The sequence below is a fragment of the Puniceicoccus vermicola genome, assembly GCF_014230055.1.
Taxonomy (GTDB): domain Bacteria; phylum Verrucomicrobiota; class Verrucomicrobiia; order Opitutales; family Puniceicoccaceae; genus Puniceicoccus; species Puniceicoccus vermicola.
In genome coordinates this window covers 1-20,524 of the sequence record NZ_JACHVA010000015.1, presented here as the reverse complement: position 1 = coordinate 20,524, position 20,524 = coordinate 1, and the positions used below count along the sequence as shown (strand labels likewise).

The following is a 20,524-nucleotide window of genomic DNA, read 5'->3' as shown; positions in this document are numbered from 1 at the left end:
GGATAATCAATCGATTGAACCGCGTCTTTTTGGTCGATCAGCATGTCGGTCGCGATCGCAGCGCTTTCGCCGAGAGCCATAAAGACCGGCTCCATGCGGATGGATCCAAATGCGATGTGTGATGCGGATAAGCAGACCGGAACGAATAGATTTTCGCATTCGCCCTTGGCCGGTGTGATGGAGCGGTAGCTGATCCCGTAGGGAGCTTTGGGGAGTAGTTGAACATCGCCTTCATTATAGACACATCCATCTTTCACAAAGCGTTGGCAGTTGTGACTATCCATCGCATAGGAGCCCATGGCAACGGGATCCTCTGGTTGGCGAATATGTTGCGTGTCTTTTTCCGTTAGAACATAGTCACTGACCATGCGGCGTGCTTCACGGACATACAGTTGATGTGGCCAGTGTCCGGTTTCTGGGAATTCATCCTTCGGCAGGCCGAAACGGGCATATCCTTTACGGTATACTTCCGGAATGGAGGGATCATTGGCCATAAACCAAAAGTGTCCCATGATGTAGTCGACATGCTCTTGAAAAATGACTTCGCGCTGGGCGTAGCTCGCTTCCGGCCAGGCATAGTTTGCGCCGATGAAATCTGTGGAGACCGGGCCGTGGTTGTTGGTATCTGTTTTTAAATACCCATTCGGCGTGCGCGCATCCATTACATCGAATTTTCTCAAAATGGAGTCGGGGTCATCAAGATTCCGGTTCTTCGGGTTGGGCAAATGCGCATTATACTCGTCCGTGTCGGTATTGAACCAGCGTCGAGCTAGTTCGTGGTCAATTTCACGGAAGCTCTCGGGCTTAACCCAATCAACCTTTAGGTCCGGATCATCGGTCATGCAGACCCGGAAATTGTAAGCTTGGATCTTATGATCTCCGGAGCCTTCGGGATCGGGTTCGGCTTCATTGATCCAGGGGAGCACGCCACTACTTGGATCGCCTTCGACTACATACGGGTCAACCGGGTGGCTGAACTGATGCTTCGGACGAACCTGGACGCCGTTAATCGTTTCCCCATAGACGCTGTTGGCTTCACGTCCGACAGTGTAGCTCACACCCGCTTTGGCATAAAGGTCACCCTCGTAAGTGCAATCCATGAAGTAAGCCGCTTTTGCCTGAAGCCCGCCCAACATGTGAATGCTGACAATCCGTTCGGAATCAGTTTCCACTTTTTGCAGGAACTGTTTGTGATGCACGCTGATGAGCTGGATTCGGACAAATTCGCAGTCCTCCTCACCTCTGTCCCAAGCGAAGTCCCAACGCCTAAAACCGGCAACCACTCCACTTTGATCCGATGATAGACTCACACGCTCAGGGTATTTCGACCAGTCCTTTAAGTTAATCGAGTAAGCGAAAAACGTGCTAAGGTTTTGCGCGGGTTCATGGTCACGCAAAACCACACTGACGGCGTCCGAGTGAAACACCGCTGGCTGCCTATTTTGGACGAATGGACTCGTGCCAAAGATATACTCCAAGGTTTCGCAAAGCCCGTCGCCATCGGAATCGAGCGCGTTGAGCAAGGTGCGACCGGAAGCCGTTGGCAGCGAAAGCTAGCGCGCCCAATCCACCAAGGTATCGCGTTTATCAGCTGGCCCGTAAAGAAACTGGGCGCTCGCCGTGGTGTTTGTGTCCGATGTGACCCGCACCCAATGCGCTCGGAAGCCTGCGGGGAAAGTATATGTCAACGTCTCTCCCGGCTGGACAGTGAGCGTGGTGTGTTCATACCACGTATAGTCTGCCTGGAAATCGACTTCTATGGTAAAGGTTACGGCAGATGGCGATGCGTGTGGAAGCGTCAGTTCTTTCTCATCATAGCCATACATCAAATAGGCATCCGAAGGATTAACAGCGGTCACCGTCGAATTTTCTCCAAATTGAACGGGGCTTTTTTCTCCCAGGGTTACAATCGGGCTGATTCAACAGTTAGGATAAGCTTGAGCTTGATGGGTGTTAACTTGCTACCTTTATAATCGTTCATCATGCCTGCAGTTGATAAGCCACTCTCTGAATTACTTGAATATAAGTCCAGCAGCCCAAAGCCAGCTGACTTTGACGCCTACTGGTCGCGAGCCTTGGCAGATTTAGCTGCGGTTTCGCCGAATCTTGAATGGGTCGATTCCGATTTTAAAGTATCCTACGCCAACTGCCGTTCACTCTATTTTTCAGGAGTGGGCGGCGCGAGGATCCATGCTAAAGTCGCCGCTCCGAATCCTTTACCGAAAACGCCATCGCCAGCGATTGTCATGTTTCACGGTTACACCGGTTCCTCGCCGGACTGGATGACCATGCTCCCATATGTCGCTGCTGGCTTCACTGTGTTGGGCTTGGATTGTCGTGGGCAGGGAGGGCGTTCCGAAGACACGGTTCCGACTATTGGAAATACGCTCCATGGCCATATTATCAAGGGACTGGATGATCATGAGGATAAACTCTATTATCGGAATGTTTATCTGGATACAGTTCAGTTAACTCATATTGCCATCGACTTGGAATGGGTCGATGCGGAGCGAGTCGGTTGCATGGGGGGCAGTCAGGGCGGGGCGCTGGCCATCGCCTGTGCTGCACTTGAACCGCGTATCAAGCGCACGAGTTCTCACTTCCCCTTTCTTTCCGATTTTAAGCGGGTTTGGACCATGGGAATGGACCAGAATGCTTATGCGGGGCTGCGGGATTATTTTCGTCGTTTTGACCCTTTGCATGAAAAGGAAGAGGAAATTTTTGAAAAACTGGGCTACATCGACATCTGTAATCTAGCGCCACGTATCCGTGGCGAGGTCCGGATGGCTCTGACCCTGCTGGATAATATCTGTCCACCCTCGACTCAATTTGCCGTTTATAATGCCATCACTTCAAAGAAGCACAAAGCGGTTTATTCGGATTTCGGTCACGAGAATTTGCCCGGGGCTCCTGAGGCGAATTTTCAATTCATGCTTCAACTTTAAATAAGGTGGACTCAGATTTGAACGCAGATGAGCAAAGCAGCTAAAAACAATGCCTAAAAAGGGGTAAACGCAATGGCGCTAACTTAAGCGAATCGAGGGAGGGCGGCTATCCTCAGCCGCCGCGATACTTTTCGTCTTTAGAAAAGGCAATCATGTAGTCGTCGCGCGGCGATTGGGGACAATCGCCCTCCCCAGAATGATGGCTCTTTTTCGAATGACCCGATCAATGCGGTATCGATTCCTCGTATCGATATAAATCCTTAAGTTGGAGCCATTCGGGGAGCGTAAAATCTAAAGACTGACCATCTTGCCAACTGTCGTTGCTACCTTAAAGTTTGAGTTGGTCGTCCAAGGTCATGCGTTTGGTGTTCCAGTGGAATTTCTTCTGGATATCCTTATACATGGCCCGGACTTCGGATTCCGGCCCTTTGAAGCTGCATTTGACGCAATAGTAGTTGTCCGCTTCGCGCTCCATCAGAACATCGATGTCTCTGGAGAAGCATACGGGGCAGCGCATGACGGAGGTATCTGTGAAAGCCTTATCCATGATTATAATCCTCTTTTATTTTATTTAGAACTATCGAGTTGCTCGATTCGCATTTCTGTTTGGACGGTCTCATTGCCTTGGAGCTGGTATTTCAGCTGTAGGGTGAGGAACGGACTGAATAAATTTCCGCACTTTATACCAGCCTCCGTTGAGTGGGGGCTGCACGCGACCAGATGCACCGCGGTGTTGACCTGTGGGATGCGGGCTGTGACTTGAGTGGCCGCTTTGAAGTCAATGTAGCGCCCGGCGTAGTCATAATTGACTGCCGTGGTGTCATCCTCGTTCACGAGCAGAACGATGTCCGATAAGTCTTCGGCGTATTCAGTTTTACCGGGAGCGCCTTTAAAGTGCTCGATGAGAGTCAAGGTTTGATCCGGATCACTCAGGTTTTGGATTTTTCGTTCGATTTGAGTCACTCCGGTGTTGGCATCCCAGTGAAAGCTCGTGATGAGCTCGCCGGAAATCCCGTTGGCAAATTGGAAACGGGCCGGTGTGAGCTGCAGTCGGGTGCTTCCACCCTCACGCGTGACTTCGTCGACCTTGGTTCGAATCGAGGCAAAATCGATTTGTTCACCGTCGCACTCCAGGAAGACGCTTGTTCGAGAGCCATCCTCATGGTGGTGAGCAAATCCGGTGCGGTGCTGCGATTGTATGAGATAGGGGTAGCTACCGATTTCCCGGTGCTTTGAATCGGGGCCGGTTTCGACGCGACAACGACCGGCGTAGCTCCGCAGGTCGCCGATGCTGCCTCCTTGGGTCGGGTCGATCAGTAGGCGCTGTGCCCCATCTAGATACCAAAAGTAGTGCTTTCCTGATCCGTAGAGTAATTCCTTCGAATGGTAGACTTCCGGTTCGGCATAGGTGCGATTTTTCCGGTGCCACTGTCCGTATTCAGACAAGGTCATGTCCATGGCTTCACCCGAGTCCCGCAACTCGACCAGGTATTCAAGCATGGTGCGGTAAAGCTGCCAGCAGACTTCCGGTGGGTATTCGCTATTGTGGTTCCAAGTCAACCAGTTGACGCCAACAAAGGTATTCAAATAGGCCGGTCGCCCATTGATCTTTTCCTGCATGCGATATTGATCGATCAGATTGAGATCATATGGATTGAACGAGGCCTCATTGCCCATGCCGCGCACGACATTGGGTGGGTGACTGGCCCAGAAATCATTACGACCTTCATAGGAAAGACTCATGTCGCGCACGAGGTGAGGCACGGCGACAAAGCCAGCGCTGTCCACCTCGGAGGTGGCTGGTCTTAAGCTATGTTCCTTACTTGGAAACCATGGTCCCCATGGCATGCCTTCGTTAAAGAGATACCAACTGTGGTTGCAGCCATGAAATACGCGGACACCTTCTTCAAAGCAGCCGCCAACGATCGTTTCGCATTCCGGGCATTGCTCTTTTAATATACGAAGCGACGAACTGTCGAAGTGGTAGGAAGCGATTGATTTCGGATGGACGCCGAAGACTTCTTTATACTTGGCCAGAATGGTTTCTAAAATTTTCTTTTTATTCTCCAAGCTGAAGAGCCAGAAGGCTGGCAGGTTCCCGACAATAGAATCCAAACCAGGTCCAGTCATATCGTGAAGCGCCAGACCGATTTCATCGCCATAGACGTCCGCATCTTCTTTGACGCCGCGAATCAACTCCGGATCAAAGAGGTCTTTATAATGGACAAAAACCGTGCCCTTGATTTTGAGTTCGTGTAATAACTTTTGCTGCTCACGAAAGATAGAGTATTTGGCTCCAAGAGCCGCACGGTGCATGATATTGAATAGCATTGCTGTATGATATTTGAGTGAAAGGTTTTGGGGAGGAGTCTACTTCGATTTGCCACGAAGTTGCCAAAGCAGCAGGCCTCCAATCAGTAACACAAATCCGCTTAGTGCGACGATTTGTAGCCTTGCGCTCATGGTGTTGGGGACCAGTAGGAAGAGTAGAATGCCGGATCCCATGACGATGGAAGTTATCCCTAATATCTTATACTGGATGGTGTCCTGTGATTCTCCGATTTCGGCTGCGTAATCAATCGGAGTATACATCTTTTTATAAAACTGTTCGACCTGAGATTTATAGGCATTGGAGGCTAGGCGCCAGAGGGGGAGTGAGAGTAGGCAACCCAGCGCACTGAATCCGTAGATCCACCAGAGCCTATCCTGAATGGGCCAATTGGCCCCATTGACCTTCGTATCATACAGGAAATATGCAGAAGGGGCCAAAGCGCAGACTAGAATAATATAGAAAGACCACCAGTGTAAGCGCTTGATCCACATAGCGAGTAGAATGGGCATGCCTAAGGGGAGCCCAATCACGGCAGAGATCAGCAGATAGATATCAAAGAGTGCCAGCTCCTCTTGCTTGGCAAGGGCGACGCTGACGACAATGATGGTGATTCCGAGAAGGAGTGTCACCAATCGGCAAAAATAGAGACCGGTTTGTTGGCTCATTTCCGCTAGTCCGACGCGTTTGCGTAAGGGAGGGATCACGTTTTTGACGATGATCCCAGTGACGCTGTTCAGTCCGGTGTCCATACTGCTCATGGTTGCGGCCAGCATGGCTGCGAACATCAGACCCATCAGACCGGTCGGTAAGAGGTCCTGGGCGATCACCGCGTAGCTTGCAGTGGCTGGTTCCTTGATGCCCAAGGCCATGATCTGGTCTTCATAGAGGAAGCGCGCCACCATTGGAGGTAAGAACCAAACAATGGTGCCGATGACCATCAATACACTGGCCCAAAGTGCGGCATGGCGTGCATGTTGACTGTCTTTGACCGAGAGGAAGCGTCCGGCGGAACCGAGATTCAGGTAGCTTTGTAGTTGGAGAAAGAAGACGACAAAGATCCACTTGATGGTGAATTTATTGTCTTCGAATTGCCCGGCGTCCTTCACGAATTGAAAGTCGTCTTTCACTCCGGGATCATTGAAGTGATTGAAAAAGGCGCTGACACCACCGACCTTCTCCAACGCCAAATAAAAAACCAGTAGGGTGAGAGCAAACAAGACAGTCCCTTGGACAAAGTCGGTCGCCATAACGGCCCAGCGTCCGCCGGTCGTTGAATAGAAGACGACGATCGCGCCAAGGACGATGATCAACCAGACCGTGGGAATATTCAGTATCGTGCTACCAAAAATGGCCAGCGCGTAGAGTTGTGTCGCGGCCCCGACTGGTTGAATCAGAATCGAGATGTAGGCGCTGAACTGCTCGACACTCACGTCAAACCGCTCACGGATGACATCGGCCCAGGTGGTGGCGCGTGTTTGCCGGAACCAAGGACCGATCCAAAAGCAAAGCAGTAGGCCGATACAGTTCGCGAAATAAATCACTAAGAATGTGGGTCCTGCCTCGAAAGCTGCTGATGCGTTGCCGGTAAAAGTAAAGGCACTGATGCCTCCCATGAACATACTGGTGCCGACCATCCACCAAGTGCCCTGAGCACCGCCACGTGCAAAGTCACTGACGTCTCGGTTGAGCTTGGAGAATAGAGCGCCAACGGTGATTAGGATGAGGAGATAGGCTCCCAGGGTAATATATTCGACAATCATTGGGGCGTTATAATGCGTGGTGAGAACTTCGATGCTTCAGCCATTTCATTGGTGGCTGTTGTGAATTATTTAGTCGCAGTGAGCGCGGATACGTTACTCGAAGTCTTCTCGTTGGCTTGCAGATCTTCCGCTTGAAGAATAACCGCATTGTGCGGTGAAACGGAATACTCAGCGCTTATATGGCCCTTCCATTGGATACGGAATGACTGAACCTTGTCGGATCGATTGAGCGCGATGCACAAGGGCTGTTCATTGACAGAAAGTCGGCGTAGTCGAATGCCTCCGGTGGTTTTGACAAGTTTAGGTTGGTCTTTCTGTATGTATGGCTCGACGAGGTTATGGAACCAGTTCAGCAGATCGGTGGAATTCTCGTTCAGGTATCGTTGAAAAAGGACCGTTCCGAGGCGGCAGGCTTGACCACCTGCGCACTCTCTCTGTGTGATCGCCGGGCTGCCGTCTTCCCAATGGGCAACGACTTTTGTTTGTGATTTGACTTTAAAATGAGCCCGCATGAAGCAAGATTCGATCTGACAGTATTGTGTTTCGATCACTGGGTTGTCGTCGATCGCACTATACTCAATGCATCGGCTGCCCCAGAGCTTTTCTTCACTGGGCCAACAGGATTTCGCTAAAGCGCCGTGTGGTGTTTTCCAGGCAAAAAAACCGTCGGCAATGACCTGGTGCCCAGATTCTACGATTGTGTTTAAATGCTCGATACAGTCTTTGCTCAGAACCGTTGCGCTCGGAATGACAATGATCTTTGGTAGGCCTTCGATCGGGGCTTCAAGCAAGCGTCGAGAATCCATGAAATCGACTTCCAGGGAAAGGTCGCAGGCGAGGAAATACGCACCGGCGACTGCATCTGTGCTTTTTTGAATATTGCGTAGATTGGATGGCGCTTCGCTGGTGCCCTCCACTAAATCCAGCATGGCTGCCTCTTCGGAGACCAGTATCAGCATGTCGGCTTTAGGTGGTTTCGCTTCGGCGAGTAATCCCATGTAAGGGTAGAGGTTCTTGATGATCCATTCGATTGATTTGAGCTGCTTTGTGGGCTCGCCGTCGTAGTTCAATAAATCCCATTCACCAGCCTCAAATCCATTGTTCCGGGCGTTGGTGCACCAATAAATGACTGCTTTCGTCGATGAAGCCACGCACTGCATGAGCCATTCCGCTGTTTCATCTGGGGAGGGGTGCAGTGCGACGTTGGCAGACATCAATGTGGTTCCGCCTTGGAGTTCAGTGACCCAGAAATACTGATCCGGGGCTTCGGTGGCCGATCGCGTGATATCTGCGAAGAGTGCGATACTATCACCATAGCGCTCGCGGGGATATCGGGTGGAATGCCAGGATGGGTGTGCGGAGCAGCCCATGAAATCAACCGCTTCTGCATTCTTCCACAGCGACTGACCGACGTCTGCCAAGCATTGGCTGATGCGGTGCGGATTGATATGAATCGGATGATTTGGGTCCAAATCGACAACTTTTTGCGCAATTGCCTGGATGTGCGAATGTAAGTTTTCGACACAAAAGCGAAGCCAATCAATCCGTCCTTGATAAGTGATAAAGCCATCCAAAACCTTCGGGATCGCGATCTCATGGAAGCTCTCTACCTGTTGGAAATTATTTGAATTGTAGTGCTCAATCTTTCCATAACTCGCCTCGAGGAAGGCTTGATATGCCTTCAGCACGTGCGGCGATGTGGTTTCCGGTGATCGGCCTGGCTCATTCCATAGAATCCATGAATCCAGACTCGGGTGATCTTTGTATCGATTGACGACTTGCTCGGTAAAATCAATGGCCTGCGCAAAGAAATCAGGATCATCCAGGTCCGCGACCTCCTGAATCCCGTATGTCTTACGCATCCATCCCGGAGGGCTGACTGACATCAGTGTCGGCACGAGCTTGAAGCCCATCTGTGCGGATAAGTCGAACAGTTGGTCAAAGATCGTCCACTTGTATTGCTTCGATTTTGGCTCGATCAAATCCCATACCATGAAAAGACGAATCAAAGTAAAGCCCGCTGAAGCGAGTGCTTCCATGCGTGGCTTTAGTTCTTCAACGGTGTCCTCGGGGTTGACGAAGAGGTGGGAGCCGAAACGTAGCTCCCGATCTAGTTTAATATCTCTCATTATGGTAAATCTTTCAGGAATGGGGTGAGTTTTACTCGCTAGGGGTGGATCGTTGTGCCGCTAGATTTCCATCTGCATCGATTCAGGACATTGCGTAAGAACTGCTCAGTCTTTCCAGCGCGAATGGTGATGGTTAATGTTTACCCCTTTACCTAGTGCTGGAACAAGGCCTTCAGAATTCTACATGTAGCATTCAGTGCGATTCCTCGAAATCGATAGATTGAGGGAGATGATTCTCCGCCTAATATTGCAGCGTTGTTCCGGGGTTCCAGCTACTGTCAACCAATAGGTGGAAGGGGGATTCGGGCTCACCGAATTCTCCGCGCTGATACATGCTGACCGCGACTTCGACGGATTTACGCCCGATATCGATACTGTTCTGATAGATGCCGGAATGGTATTTCGATCTGAAATCAATGGCCAAGTTGGCAAAGCCTAAATCCTGTGGGATTCGAAAGCCACATGCTCGTAATTGTTCGTAAACCTCAAGATGTGAGATCACGACTTCGACCTTAAACTTCTTCACCTCGCGAGTGATGATCTCTGGTGCATTGTGTGCGTGATCCAGCATCTTGACTTTGAGCTTCATGCCCGGGTCGTGTTTGGCCGCTTCAATGCCGCCTCTCCATGTATTCCCCACTTTAAAATCCCAATCCTTGCTGATCGCACAGCCGATATTGCGGTAGCCGAGCCGGTTCAACTCATGTAGCATGAGTCGCATGCTGCGTAGGTGGTGATTAGTGACTACGTTCAGGGCAGGGGATTCCAGCGAGTAGCCGATTGAAACGGCAGAAATTTTGGAGAGATCCATCTCAATATTGCTTAGAGATACCGGTTGAGGCGGTATGATCAGGCATTGAATGTTTCGAGAATGGAAAATATGGCACAGTCTGGAAGTGGTCATTCCTTTTTCGTGTAACCAGAACTCATCCAGTGTGTATCCTAATTCCTGTGCGCGGATACGTGCACCTTGGAAATACTCATAGAACTCGGGATTCTCGAGTAGGTCATGTCGTTTTGGCCAATTATTGAGCCATGCGATAGTTGATTGGTAGCTTCTACGCTGATTCGAGCGCCGGTAAGAACTGAGCGCCGAGAGCATGGGGTCGGGCTGATATCCCATTTTTTCAGCAATCTTCTGAACCTTGTCCCGTGTTTCAGCTTTCACCTTTGGGTTGCCTTTGAGTGCCAATCCAACCGTCGTGAAATGAACTCCGGCAACTTCTGCAATTTCCCGAATCGTGACGCGTTTTTTCATAGCAAATATAAGGTCAGGATTCGATAAGAAGCATTCTGGGATAGGAGGCTGTTATTCAATAATGAAGGGATATATTGCTATTTCCGCTCACCGGAATGACAAACCTAATTGTAGGATTTGTCAATTTTACGGGCCCCTGCTTTACCTTGATGGTGCAGCATGGGCCTCAACGCTAACAATCCTTCCATCGGGACATGGAAGGGTCCGACTCTCGAAGTAAGAACTCTCTTTGGAGAATGTTTTTTTTTGGTGGCCCTATTTGCTCGATTACTTGCTTTGTAATCTGCGTGCCAATTGATCCTGATACAAGGAGTGCGGGGTCAGTGTATCGCCCTTGCCAACGCCCTCGACGTGATCGGTGCTATCGACGAGGTATGCTGGGCCGGATGTTCCGATCACGTAGCCGTCCCCATGTTGGTGAGATTGAACGATTACATTCGGGCGGTCGGCAGGATAGTTGAGTCCCTTGGTATTCCAGAATACGCACTGGCTGGCAGTGGTCCCATGCACCGGATAGCCCCAGGGGCGCATGGCCCGCGCTTCCAAGGAGTCTACGTCACATGTCATGGTATCAAAGAGATTTCCGATCGAGAAAAACATATGAAAATCAGAAGCCAGTCGTCCTTTGGTGGTTGTGCAGTTGGTCGTCACATTGCCAGTGGCGTGCATGGTGCCTACGTCGTAATTGTGTCGTCCTGATTCGGCGTATGAATCCCTTATCAGGTTGTCTTGTCCGTTATGTGTGTAGAGGTATCCGTTACCACCGCCACCTCGATATTGTGGTAGGCGCAGGTCACAGCCCTGCACCGTAACGAGACGGCTGCGGATTAGTTTGATGCCATTGGATCTTAAGTGGTAATCGGTTTCGTTCACATCCGGGTGGAAGCTATGGACCTCTTTTATCCATGAGTTTTCTGTGTGGGTCATGTGGATTGCAGAGCTCAAATACGACGCGTGACCTACGGTTCCGGGGATCTTATAATCCTCTTCTTTATAGCCTTCTCCAGTGTGTTCACGCATGCCAATCGAGAACCCTTCGAGTCCAATTTCGCTGAGCATTTCCCCCGTTAGAGGGAGCACCCGTGCATTGTCTGCTTGAAAGAGGAAGCCACGGATGGGAATGTCCAGCGTGATGGTCTTTGTTGCTGGATCAATGGATCGGATGATTCGATAGTAGGCGAGTGTGCGATTCGGTGATTGGGTGGGGGTCCAATGCCCGGTCATGCCGACGAGGTCGATCATGTGTTGAGTGAGGTCGTTACGAATGATAATTTTATCACCGACTTCGAGTCCTGCTATGTCATCGAGGCGAATCTGCTTACTTGGTTTGGGATAATCTTGACTGATGCGCCAGGCTCTTGTGTGTTCGCCATTAATATTCCAAGAGACATTGGTCTTTGGCGCGATCTTGAATACATGCTTATAATGCATTTCAGATGCATCATTAAAAATGAATGTCTTTCCCGGTCCATCTCCTCGGATCACGATGTTGCTCCGTTCAATGACGAGGGCCCCTTGATTGTTCCCCTGAGGTGAGACTCGGTAGGTTCCGGTCGGTAAATAAATGACGCCTCCTTCGGGCGGCAATTGGTCAATAATTGCCTGTAATTTTGCAGTCACATCTGCTTTCCCGGTATTATCAACCAGGTAAGGGGATTGGGTGACATTGATCGCCGGCATCGCATTTGTATCCGGCAAAGCTTTCTCTCCATAGTGATATCCGGCATAGGAAAAGTCGTGTAAGAATTTACCATCGACCGTGTAACCAGGGCTCCAGTCTTCCGGATAAAGAACGGAGCGCCATGAGTCATCCGCATGATTCGAGACAATGTCATGTTTTGCTTCACTCGGCACGGCTGCATTGGCGCTCTGTTGAGATTGCCCATAGCTAGTGAGGCCGAGGCAGAGGAGCCCGTATAATACTGCCATCAAAGAGGCTTTATTGGATCTGAAGTGGCGGGAAAACATTACGAATTTTGAGAAGGATGAAGATGCAAATGAATGATCCAATTTTTATCGCGATGGCATGCGAATCGTGGACCTCAATACGTTGAAGGCGGAATCAATCGAGCGTAAAGCCGCCTCTAATTAGCGCCGTACGCAGTTCTTGTGGAGACACGGCGGGTAAGAGCTCCCCTTCTGTGTTGAGAGGGGAGGGGCTAAGGGGCAGGTGGAAAACTGTCCTCGTGTGCGATCTATGTAGCGCACACGAGGAGGCTCAAAACTCTATTCGGTCTGACTTTAAAGGATTATGACCGGAAGTTGCGTCGACGAAGGACACTTAAGGTAAGCGCAAGAACGCCTATGATCGATCCGGCGGTCGCTGGTTCGGGAATGGGAGTCAGCGCTAGAGTGGGTGCAACCGAAGCACCAGTGGCTGTTCCGCTGGAGTAAAATTGAGTGTAGGTATTTTTGTCAATCGTGACCCCAATAGTTAGATTTTCGGAGCTGAAGTTGTTGATAAAGTCCGTTAATGAGGCGTCGCTGAAAGTGATGGTGTCTCCAGTGGTAAACACTGTGCTTGACGCGAAGTTAATGGAGCCAAGTAGTGTCATCTGATTGGCTTCGGTTCCCTGGTAGAAGGAAGCCCCGTCATCGATACTTCCGTTGCCCGGATCGCTGTCGGCTGCAGGAGCGTTATTGTAAGTGATGGTATCTTCAGACCAACTAGCGCTTCCGTTGTTCAGACCCCAGAAGCGTATGTTGGTGTCAGCTGAAAGCGTGAAACTTGCGTTGGCTGTTAAAGTCACCGATGCGCTGGCTGCAGTTGAATTCCAAGTGCTTAGGTCAAAGCCCAAATAGACTTTGGAGGTGGATTTGTTGAGTCCCGCATCTTTGAGAACTAGGGATACGGCACCTCCGTAGTTAGTGTCGGCATTTTCGACAGGTTGAACACGCGCATCCTGACCGTTGTCCAGGGTAGTGAGGGTGGTGACTTGAGCTGAAGCAGCAGCGCAGACGACGAGGCCAGTGATGATGGCGAGCAATGGTGTTTTTTGTGTACTCATGTGACTTGATTTGGTTTGGGATATGGTTTTTGGAGGGTTAAGTGTTGCCAGACGAAGTTTAGCTAAGGGTAGATTTCGTTAAGGTTTGAGTTTAGTTTGTGAAAGGATTGGCAGAAAACAAGCCGAGTTGAATCCTACATGTAGTAATGCCTCTGAAGCTGTCAGAAGTTCAATGAAAGTGAGTCCACGTTGCTTCATCGAATTCAACACCGAGTGGGGGATTCTCAATAACCACACAATTCTACGCGTAGGAACTTGTGGGTGGGGCTGGGGAGTCGATCAACTACGCAAATGAAGTCGATCCTACAGGTAGCTTTTGCTTGCATTTGCATGAGATCATCTCGCTGTTAGGGTTTATACCTTCAACGGTCCTTTGCGCGAGCACAACGGACAAAAAAGCATACTTCAAAGAGGTGAACCAGGTGAGACCAAAATACCCCAGACATTCACACCGCCGATCGCAGGATCGAGGTTTTGCGCTCATAATTGCATTGGGACTTATGGCGATGGTTGTCTTGTTACTGCTATCGATTTCCACATTACTACGTGTTGAGGAGCAGAATGCGACGCAGCAGAAGTCGATTGCTGAGGCGAGGCAGTATGCATACTTGGCTCTGAATATCGCAATTGGAGACTTACAGAAGTCACTGGGACCGGACCAACGTATTTCAGCGACAGCGGGTATTTCTGACACGGATCCTTACTCGGATGTCCCGGATGGGATACGAGCTGATCGAAATTCATGGACTGGTGTTTGGGAAGTTACTGAGAATAGTGTGAATCAAGACGCAGTTTCTGGCTTTGGTAAATGGCTGGTTTCAGGGTTTGATCGGGCGCACGGATATTCCATGGATGATGTCGCAGACAGTGCGGGTGATTTCGTGAATGAAACTTTGATTGTATCCGGTGCTAATTCCGTAGAGGTCGGTCTGGTTGATGTATCTGGAGAAAGTAGTTCTGCGGGGCGGATTGGATACTGGGTCGGAGATGAGGGCGTTAAAGCTAAGGTGAATATACCGAAGGCAAATCTGGGCATCGATTCCCAGCGATTTGCCAACTCCCTCCCAATCTCGGCAGTCGATGGCTTGGAATGGTTCGATACTCGTTATCCGGATTCGACTAGAGCTTCCTTGATGGGGCTCAATTCACTCGCATTGATTTCTGCGGATCAGCCTTCCATCGATCTTGATGGGATTTATGACCTTATGGATGATGTGACTTTTAATAGTTTCGGAGTATTTAGTAATCCCGTGAGTGGTGGGCTGAAGAAAGACCTGACTGTTGGACTGGATGTCGGTTCGACCACTCCTTCCGGCCTGATGTTCGACCCGCTTGCCTCAAATGGTATCAACAATGGTGATCCTGGTGGCCCTGACTGGTCCGTTCTCCGGTCATGGGTCAACGAACAACCAGACCTTGGCGGAGAGCTGCCAGTCCAAGCCTCGAACCCAAATCGTCTGGGCTCATTTCCTGTCGTCAAAAGCTTTCAACTCTACTGGCTACCTACATATGATGCCGCATCGCTAGAGATGCAAATGCACCTGATGCCGGCTATCGTTCTCTGGAATCCATATGATCACACGCTCGAGTCGACTGACTATATCGTCAGGTTTGGACGTGTCTTCAAATATGGAAGTTCTTTCACGCGCACTTCAACATGGCATACTAATTTTCTCTTGGAATTCAATTCCGGAGCAGTCGAAGACTTGGACCCGGATGATGAAATTGAGCTTAGCAGTGAACCCAATTCATATTTGCTGCCACATCAATTCCCTCTGGCATTTCGGATACGTGGTGTATCCTTACAACCAGGGGAAGCGGTTGTTTTTAGCCCTCCCGTTGGACAGCAGCTCTATGACTTGGTAGAATTACCAGACTACAGTTTCTGCGAACTGGTCCCGGGTTATAATCCTGGTTCGACATACTATTTCCCACTGAACCTGAAGTGGAAAGATAGCGTCGATCCAGCTGATCGTAAGTTTAAATACTATGGTCGACCCAATGCGCGCACACATGCGCTCTTGCTGGAGGAAAGCTTGGGAGGTGGACAGACCGAGCCTCTGTTTAGTTCCTTGTATATGAACGATGCTCCGATTGCGCAGCATATCCTGAGGTGGTCGAAAACGCAGATGTATGCATCGCCACCAGGTAACCAGCCTCTACCAACGGTGGAAACCAGCGCCTCTAGAGGGGTCAAAGGTTTATTGGTCATGGTTGAGAATACCGCGATCTGGCCGACAACAGCGCACGAGCCCGGCCGAGATCCGCATTTGTTGCCCAGTTCACGTCGATGGCTGAGTTATGCCAATCCGAGAGCGGCTTTTCACGGAACGAACCCATTGGTTTACAGTCAGCATCCGACTGATGGAGGTTCGGACGGAGGTCGTTTTTACAGTAATGCGGTCAGCAGTAATCCAACATACGTTTTTAGTCAGCAGAATGGTAATGATTATCAAGATGTGGGTGTTGAGGCATATGATTTGGATCGCAATGTGAATGTAGGCTATTCTGAGTCGCAGTCTTCTGCAGAGCGCACAGTCTTGTTTCAGTCCTCTCCCGGAATATCATCGATCGCTTCGATCGGGCAGTTGTCTCATGCGCCGCTGTATCACGCTTCAATATCAACAGATCCTATTGTGGATCTGGAATACAGCATCCGAAATGCCCGGTTCGGAAATCTGATCCCTGCATATCCAATCGCGAATAGTCTGGCTGATCCGAGTATACCATTGGATTCACTAGAGCGGGGCTGGAGTGGTATTATTGTGGGAAGATCGAGTGACGCACCCATGTTGGGCTTTACCGGGATACATCATGATTATTCATATAAACTGAATAAAGCGCTATGGGATGATTATTTCTTTTCGACCTTACTGAATAATGGAACGGTTGGTAATCCATTGGTAGTTTCGGTGCGTGCGGATGGAACATTGCCAAGTCCTGATTTTGATCAGAGTGCCAATGAAACACTGCTGGATGGAGCATTCAATGTGAACAGCACATCGGTTGAGGCCTGGAAAGCGCTTATCGGCGCGTTTTATGGCGAAGATATTGAGACGATTGAATCGGGGACGGTTTCATATGTTCAAAGTGATCCAAGCTCTGCACTCTTGAGGTTGGATGAACCATTACTCGGGCCTGTTCTAGATAATGACGGGCAGAGGGATGTGCTTTCCGACGACGAAACCTACCTCGGCTATCGCAAATTGTCCGCTTCGCAGATTGATGCTTTGGCACGTCGCATCGTGGAGGAGGTAAAGTTGCGTGGGCCTTTTCCCAGTATTTCTAGCTTTGTGAATCGGATGCCATTCAAAGATGGAACAGGCAACGAATCCGTGAATGCCTTTCGTTTACGTGGGACACTGGCGTCTGCCTTGGACAAAGCACAAAGTAATGAATCGCTGCAGAAGCAGGTGGGTTTAGAGTCGACTAATACCAATATTCCGGGATTTGAAACCGAAGCGGAAGAAGGCTGGCGCACTGAAAATTTGACGGGCTGGCTCAGCCAGGGGGATATCCTCTCACGCATCGGTGGGAGTCTAAGTGCGCGTTCAGATACTTTTCGGGTTCGGGGGTATGGTGAGGTGTTGGACCCCGTCACTCAGGAGGTGATTCCGCATGTGCGGTGTGAGGCGATTGTGCAGCGCCTTCCTGAGTTTGTTGATGATCGTAATGTTCCTCACACACCGATCGATTCAGATGAGGCTTCGGCAGCGGGGCTCTCTGCATTAACCGCGATTAACCAAGAGTTCGGACGCAGGTTTGTCGTGCTGAGTTTTACCTGGCTTGAGGAGGGAGAAATCTAATGGGAACGTGTCCTAGAATTTTTATGGCATTGGGAGTCTGTTCCCTTCTTTGGCAATCGCTACTGACTGCTCAGCCAATTGAAGGAGAGGTGAGTCTGAGCTTTCAGGTATACTTGTGGCCGGGTAGTATACCAATTGATGCATTGGGCGAGTCGTTCGCGCCTGCTTCGAGCCCTTTATTCGGCTCGAGTAAGCGCCAGCAGACCGCAGCTGGCTATACCGAAGTCTATGTGCCGCCGAATATTGCTTATTTGGCAGACGGAATCAGCAGTCGTGAGCCCATCACCTTGGAGCCGGGAGTTATATCCGAAAGTTATTCCTATCAAGGCCCACCGTCATTGCGCTTTGTTTTCGATGATGGCAGTGAAGATCCAACTACATTGAAATCTATGGGCGGCATTCGTTTGAATCCGAATCAGAGTAAATTGATTCTATTCTTTTTTCCGAACGAGAACGGACGCTACAGCATATTCCCGGTTGATTGTTCCGAGCATGGTGAATCAGAGGGTAAAGCAGTTATTTGTAATATCACAAAGACTCCTATTTTATGCAAGGTGGGAGGTTCAGTGGTCGATCTTGCCGCTGGTCGATCCAGTGTAGTTTCTTTAGAGGAAAAAGGTGATTTCTATCAATCCATCATTATCGCATCTGAAGACGATGACGGTAATTGGAAACGGCGGATTGCGACTAGGAAGTCCGTTCGGAAAGACGACAGTATTTTAATACTCGTTTATAATCAAATAGGGCGTGCTGATAATTACATTATCAAGGTTCTGAATTCTCAAGTCGCTGAGGCCGAACCCACTTTGAGTATTTCTGAGTAAGTAATGATCGAGTCAGAATATATTAAAGAGTCGCCGAGGAAGGTTCCCATTTGTCATGAGTGTGATCTGTGTGTGATCGGGGGCTCGGCTACAGGGGTCTTCGCCGCTGTGAGAGCCGCACGCTTGGGCCTTTCGGTCGCAGTTGTCGAGCGGAGTAGTCTATTGGGTGGAATGGCTACCGCTGCTCAAGTGAATGAGTGGCATTCGACTTGGGATGTTTTGGGTGAACGGCGAATCATTGGGGGGCTGACCTTGGAGCTTATTGAGCGCTTGAAGCTCAGGTCTGCCGTGGAAGAGTTGCGACCGATCTTGCGTGGCGAGTTCCGTTTCAACAGTGCCGAGCTCGCGGGTGAACTCGAGACGATTGCCGTCGAGCACTCGATTCGGCTCTTTCTTCTGGCGCGGTGTGTTTCCGCCAAATTAGATGATGGAAAGTTGGACGCTGCGATTATCGAAGATGCTTCGGGGCGCAGGGCCATACGCGCTCGATACTATATCGATGCGTCCGGGGATGGGTCTTTACTTCAGGCGGGTGGCTTTTCTGTTTCTCGACCGGAGCATTTGCAACCGGTGAACTTACAAGCCTTGGTTGCGGGAGTCGCTGATGTCGATGCGAAGAAGTATTGGGAAGCCATGAAACACCTGCTCACCAAATACGGCTATCCATCCGATAATAGCGCTCCCTGGTATTTTACTTACCCTGGAGCTCCTGACCTGCGTAATTTATTTGGAACCCGATTGAACGGTATCGATGCTGCGGATGCAGATGCCTACACGGCTGCTTTAATTGAGGGAAGACGTCTCCATCGTGCCTATATTGATATGCTTCGAGCGGTGCTCCCGCCAGATGTAGAAATTCCTTCTATCGTTGCTTGGGCACAAATGCTTGGGGTTCGCCAAACGCGCCATGCAATTTGCCAACATCGTTTGTCAGGCCAAGAGCTCCTGGCCTGCACTCACTTCTCTGATTCGATTGCGCAGGGCACGTATCCGGTGGATATTCATTCATCCAGCGGAACCATCTTGCGTTATCTTGATGGGCGTGAAGAGCGCATCAGCCGTTCGGGGAAGGTCACTCACGCTTTCTGGCATCACGACGCGGAAAACCGTAATCGCTACTATACGATTCCGTATCGTAGTTTGATACCTGTGAATTCTCGCAATCTCTTGGTGGCAGGACGTCTTCTGGATGCCGATCAAGACGCCTTCGGGGCAGTTCGCGTCATGGTCAACCTCAATCAAACCGGTGAAGCAGCTGGCACGGCTGTGGCGCTAGCTTGTAAGGCTGATGCGGATGTCGACGAGGTATCAGGCGAACAGCTTAAGGAGATGCTTAAACTAAATGGATCATTGTTAATGTAGCTCTCGAAAAAAAGCGGGCAAAACGCGCATCAGCGCGACTCGCAGTATCAGATCAAATTTTGCTCGGCTCTCGGAGTCGCGTAGTGCTTTTTAAGGCGCGACTACTCAGAATCTTCCACTTCCTCGAAGTGGAGAATCTGTCCGACGGCTTCCAACTCTTTTGCCAAGGCTGGATAATCAATCGATTGAACCGCGTCTTTTTGGTCGATCAGCATGTCGGTCGCGATCGCAGCGCTTTCGCCGAGAGCCATAAAGACCGGCTCCATGCGGATGGATCCAAATGCGATGTGTGATGCGGATAAGCAGACCGGAACGAATAGATTTTCGCATTCGCCCTTGGCCGGTGTGATGGAGCGGTAGCTGATCCCGTAGGGAGCTTTGGGGAGTAGTTGAACATCGCCTTCATTATAGACACATCCATCTTTCACAAAGCGTTGGCAGTTGTGACTATCCATCGCATAGGAGCCCATGGCAACGGGATCCTCTGGTTGGCGAATATGTTGCGTGTCTTTTTCCGTTAGAACATAGTCACTGACCATGCGGCGTGCTTCACGGACATACAGTTGATGTGGCCAGTGTCCGGTTTCTGGGAATTCATCCTTCGGCAGGCCGAAACGGGCATATCCTTTACGGTATACTTCCGGAATGGAGGGATCATTGGCCATAAACCAAAAGTGTCCCATGATGTAGTCGACATGCTCTTGAAAAATGACTTCGCGCTGGGCGTAGCTCGCTTCCGGCCAGGCATAGTTTGCGCCGATGAAATCTGTGGAGACCGGGCCGTGGTTGTTGGTATCTGTTTTTAAATACCCATTCGGCGTGCGCGCATCCATTACATCGAATTTTCTCAAAATGGAGTCGGGGTCATCAAGATTCCGGTTCTTCGGGTTGGGCAAATGCGCATTATACTCGTCCGTGTCGGTATTGAACCAGCGTCGAGCTAGTTCGTGGTCAATTTCACGGAAGCTCTCGGGCTTAACCCAATCAACCTTTAGGTCCGGATCATCGGTCATGCAGACCCGGAAATTGTAAGCTTGGATCTTATGATCTCCGGAGCCTTCGGGATCGGGTTCGGCTTCATTGATCCAGGGGAGCACGCC

Annotated in this window: 14 protein-coding genes; 4 read left to right on the top strand and 10 right to left on the bottom strand. The window is 50.2% G+C overall.

Translation table 11 applies throughout. The features are described 5' to 3' along the window. Both H5P30_RS00970 and H5P30_RS00965 read right to left on the bottom strand, forming a co-directional pair. Positions 1-1,310, bottom strand: a 1,310-nt coding sequence (locus H5P30_RS00970) for an FAD-dependent oxidoreductase (RefSeq protein ID WP_185691095.1), incomplete at its 3' end; no start/stop codon positions are given. Positions 1,311-1,553: 243 nt separating this feature from the next. Next, positions 1,554-1,859 (bottom strand): hypothetical protein, encoded by a 306-nt coding sequence (locus H5P30_RS00965; protein WP_185691094.1) that lies wholly within the window; start codon positions 1,857-1,859, stop codon positions 1,554-1,556. 123 nt (positions 1,860-1,982) lie between these two features. Here H5P30_RS00965 and H5P30_RS00960 point away from each other — a divergent pair, with 123 nt between their 5' ends. Beyond that, positions 1,983-2,945 carry an alpha/beta fold hydrolase gene (locus H5P30_RS00960; protein ID WP_185691093.1) on the top strand — a complete coding sequence of 321 codons (963 nt, stop codon included), beginning with the start codon at positions 1,983-1,985 and terminating at the stop codon, positions 2,943-2,945. Between the two features lie 328 nt (positions 2,946-3,273). Here the strand turns inward: H5P30_RS00960 and H5P30_RS00955 are convergent, their stop codons facing one another. The 7 genes from H5P30_RS00955 to H5P30_RS00925 all read right to left on the bottom strand — a co-directional run bounded on the left by H5P30_RS00955 (position 3,274) and on the right by H5P30_RS00925 (position 13,432). Continuing rightward, the gene (locus tag H5P30_RS00955; protein WP_185691092.1) at positions 3,274-3,492 is read right to left on the bottom strand and encodes a hypothetical protein; all 219 of its coding nucleotides are present in this window, start codon (positions 3,490-3,492) and stop codon (positions 3,274-3,276) included. A 20-nt stretch (positions 3,493-3,512) separates the two neighbouring features. After that, entirely contained in the window at positions 3,513-5,276 is a 1,764-nt protein-coding gene (locus tag H5P30_RS00950; RefSeq protein ID WP_185691091.1) for a polysaccharide deacetylase family protein, read from the bottom strand. A 39-nt stretch (positions 5,277-5,315) separates the two neighbouring features. Further along, a complete protein-coding gene (locus tag H5P30_RS00945) occupies positions 5,316-7,037 on the bottom strand; it encodes a sodium:solute symporter family transporter (RefSeq protein WP_185691090.1) in 1,722 nt (573 codons plus the stop codon). 65 nt (positions 7,038-7,102) lie between these two features. Continuing rightward, positions 7,103-9,166, bottom strand: a complete 2,064-nt coding sequence (locus tag H5P30_RS00940) for a beta-galactosidase (RefSeq protein WP_185691089.1) — start codon at positions 9,164-9,166, stop codon at positions 7,103-7,105. A 241-nt stretch (positions 9,167-9,407) separates the two neighbouring features. Then, entirely contained in the window at positions 9,408-10,424 is a 1,017-nt protein-coding gene (locus H5P30_RS00935; RefSeq protein ID WP_185691088.1) for a LacI family DNA-binding transcriptional regulator, read from the bottom strand. A 267-nt stretch (positions 10,425-10,691) separates the two neighbouring features. After that, positions 10,692-12,392 carry a glycoside hydrolase family 55 protein gene (locus H5P30_RS00930; protein WP_221774246.1) on the bottom strand — a complete coding sequence of 567 codons (1,701 nt, stop codon included), beginning with the start codon at positions 12,390-12,392 and terminating at the stop codon, positions 10,692-10,694. A gap of 281 nt (positions 12,393-12,673) precedes the next feature. Then, positions 12,674-13,432, bottom strand: coding sequence for a CBM96 family carbohydrate-binding protein (locus tag H5P30_RS00925; protein WP_185691087.1), 759 nt, complete (start codon positions 13,430-13,432; stop codon positions 12,674-12,676). Positions 13,433-13,932: 500 nt separating this feature from the next. Here H5P30_RS00925 and H5P30_RS00920 point away from each other — a divergent pair, with 500 nt between their 5' ends. From H5P30_RS00920 to H5P30_RS00910, 3 genes are read left to right on the top strand one after another with little or no spacing between them, the layout of a single operon-like run. After that, positions 13,933-17,238 carry a hypothetical protein gene (locus H5P30_RS00920; RefSeq protein ID WP_185691086.1) on the top strand — a complete coding sequence of 1,102 codons (3,306 nt, stop codon included), beginning with the start codon at positions 13,933-13,935 and terminating at the stop codon, positions 17,236-17,238. Between the two features lie 23 nt (positions 17,239-17,261). Continuing rightward, the gene (locus tag H5P30_RS00915) at positions 17,262-18,062 is read left to right on the top strand and encodes a hypothetical protein (RefSeq protein WP_185691085.1); all 801 of its coding nucleotides are present in this window, start codon (positions 17,262-17,264) and stop codon (positions 18,060-18,062) included. Positions 18,063-18,065: 3 nt separating this feature from the next. Next, positions 18,066-19,424 (top strand): FAD-dependent oxidoreductase, encoded by a 1,359-nt coding sequence (locus tag H5P30_RS00910; RefSeq protein ID WP_185691084.1) that lies wholly within the window; start codon positions 18,066-18,068, stop codon positions 19,422-19,424. Between the two features lie 101 nt (positions 19,425-19,525). Here the strand turns inward: H5P30_RS00910 and H5P30_RS00905 are convergent. Next, positions 19,526-20,524: FAD-dependent oxidoreductase (locus tag H5P30_RS00905; protein WP_185691083.1), on the bottom strand; the 999-nt coding region annotated here is incomplete at its 5' end.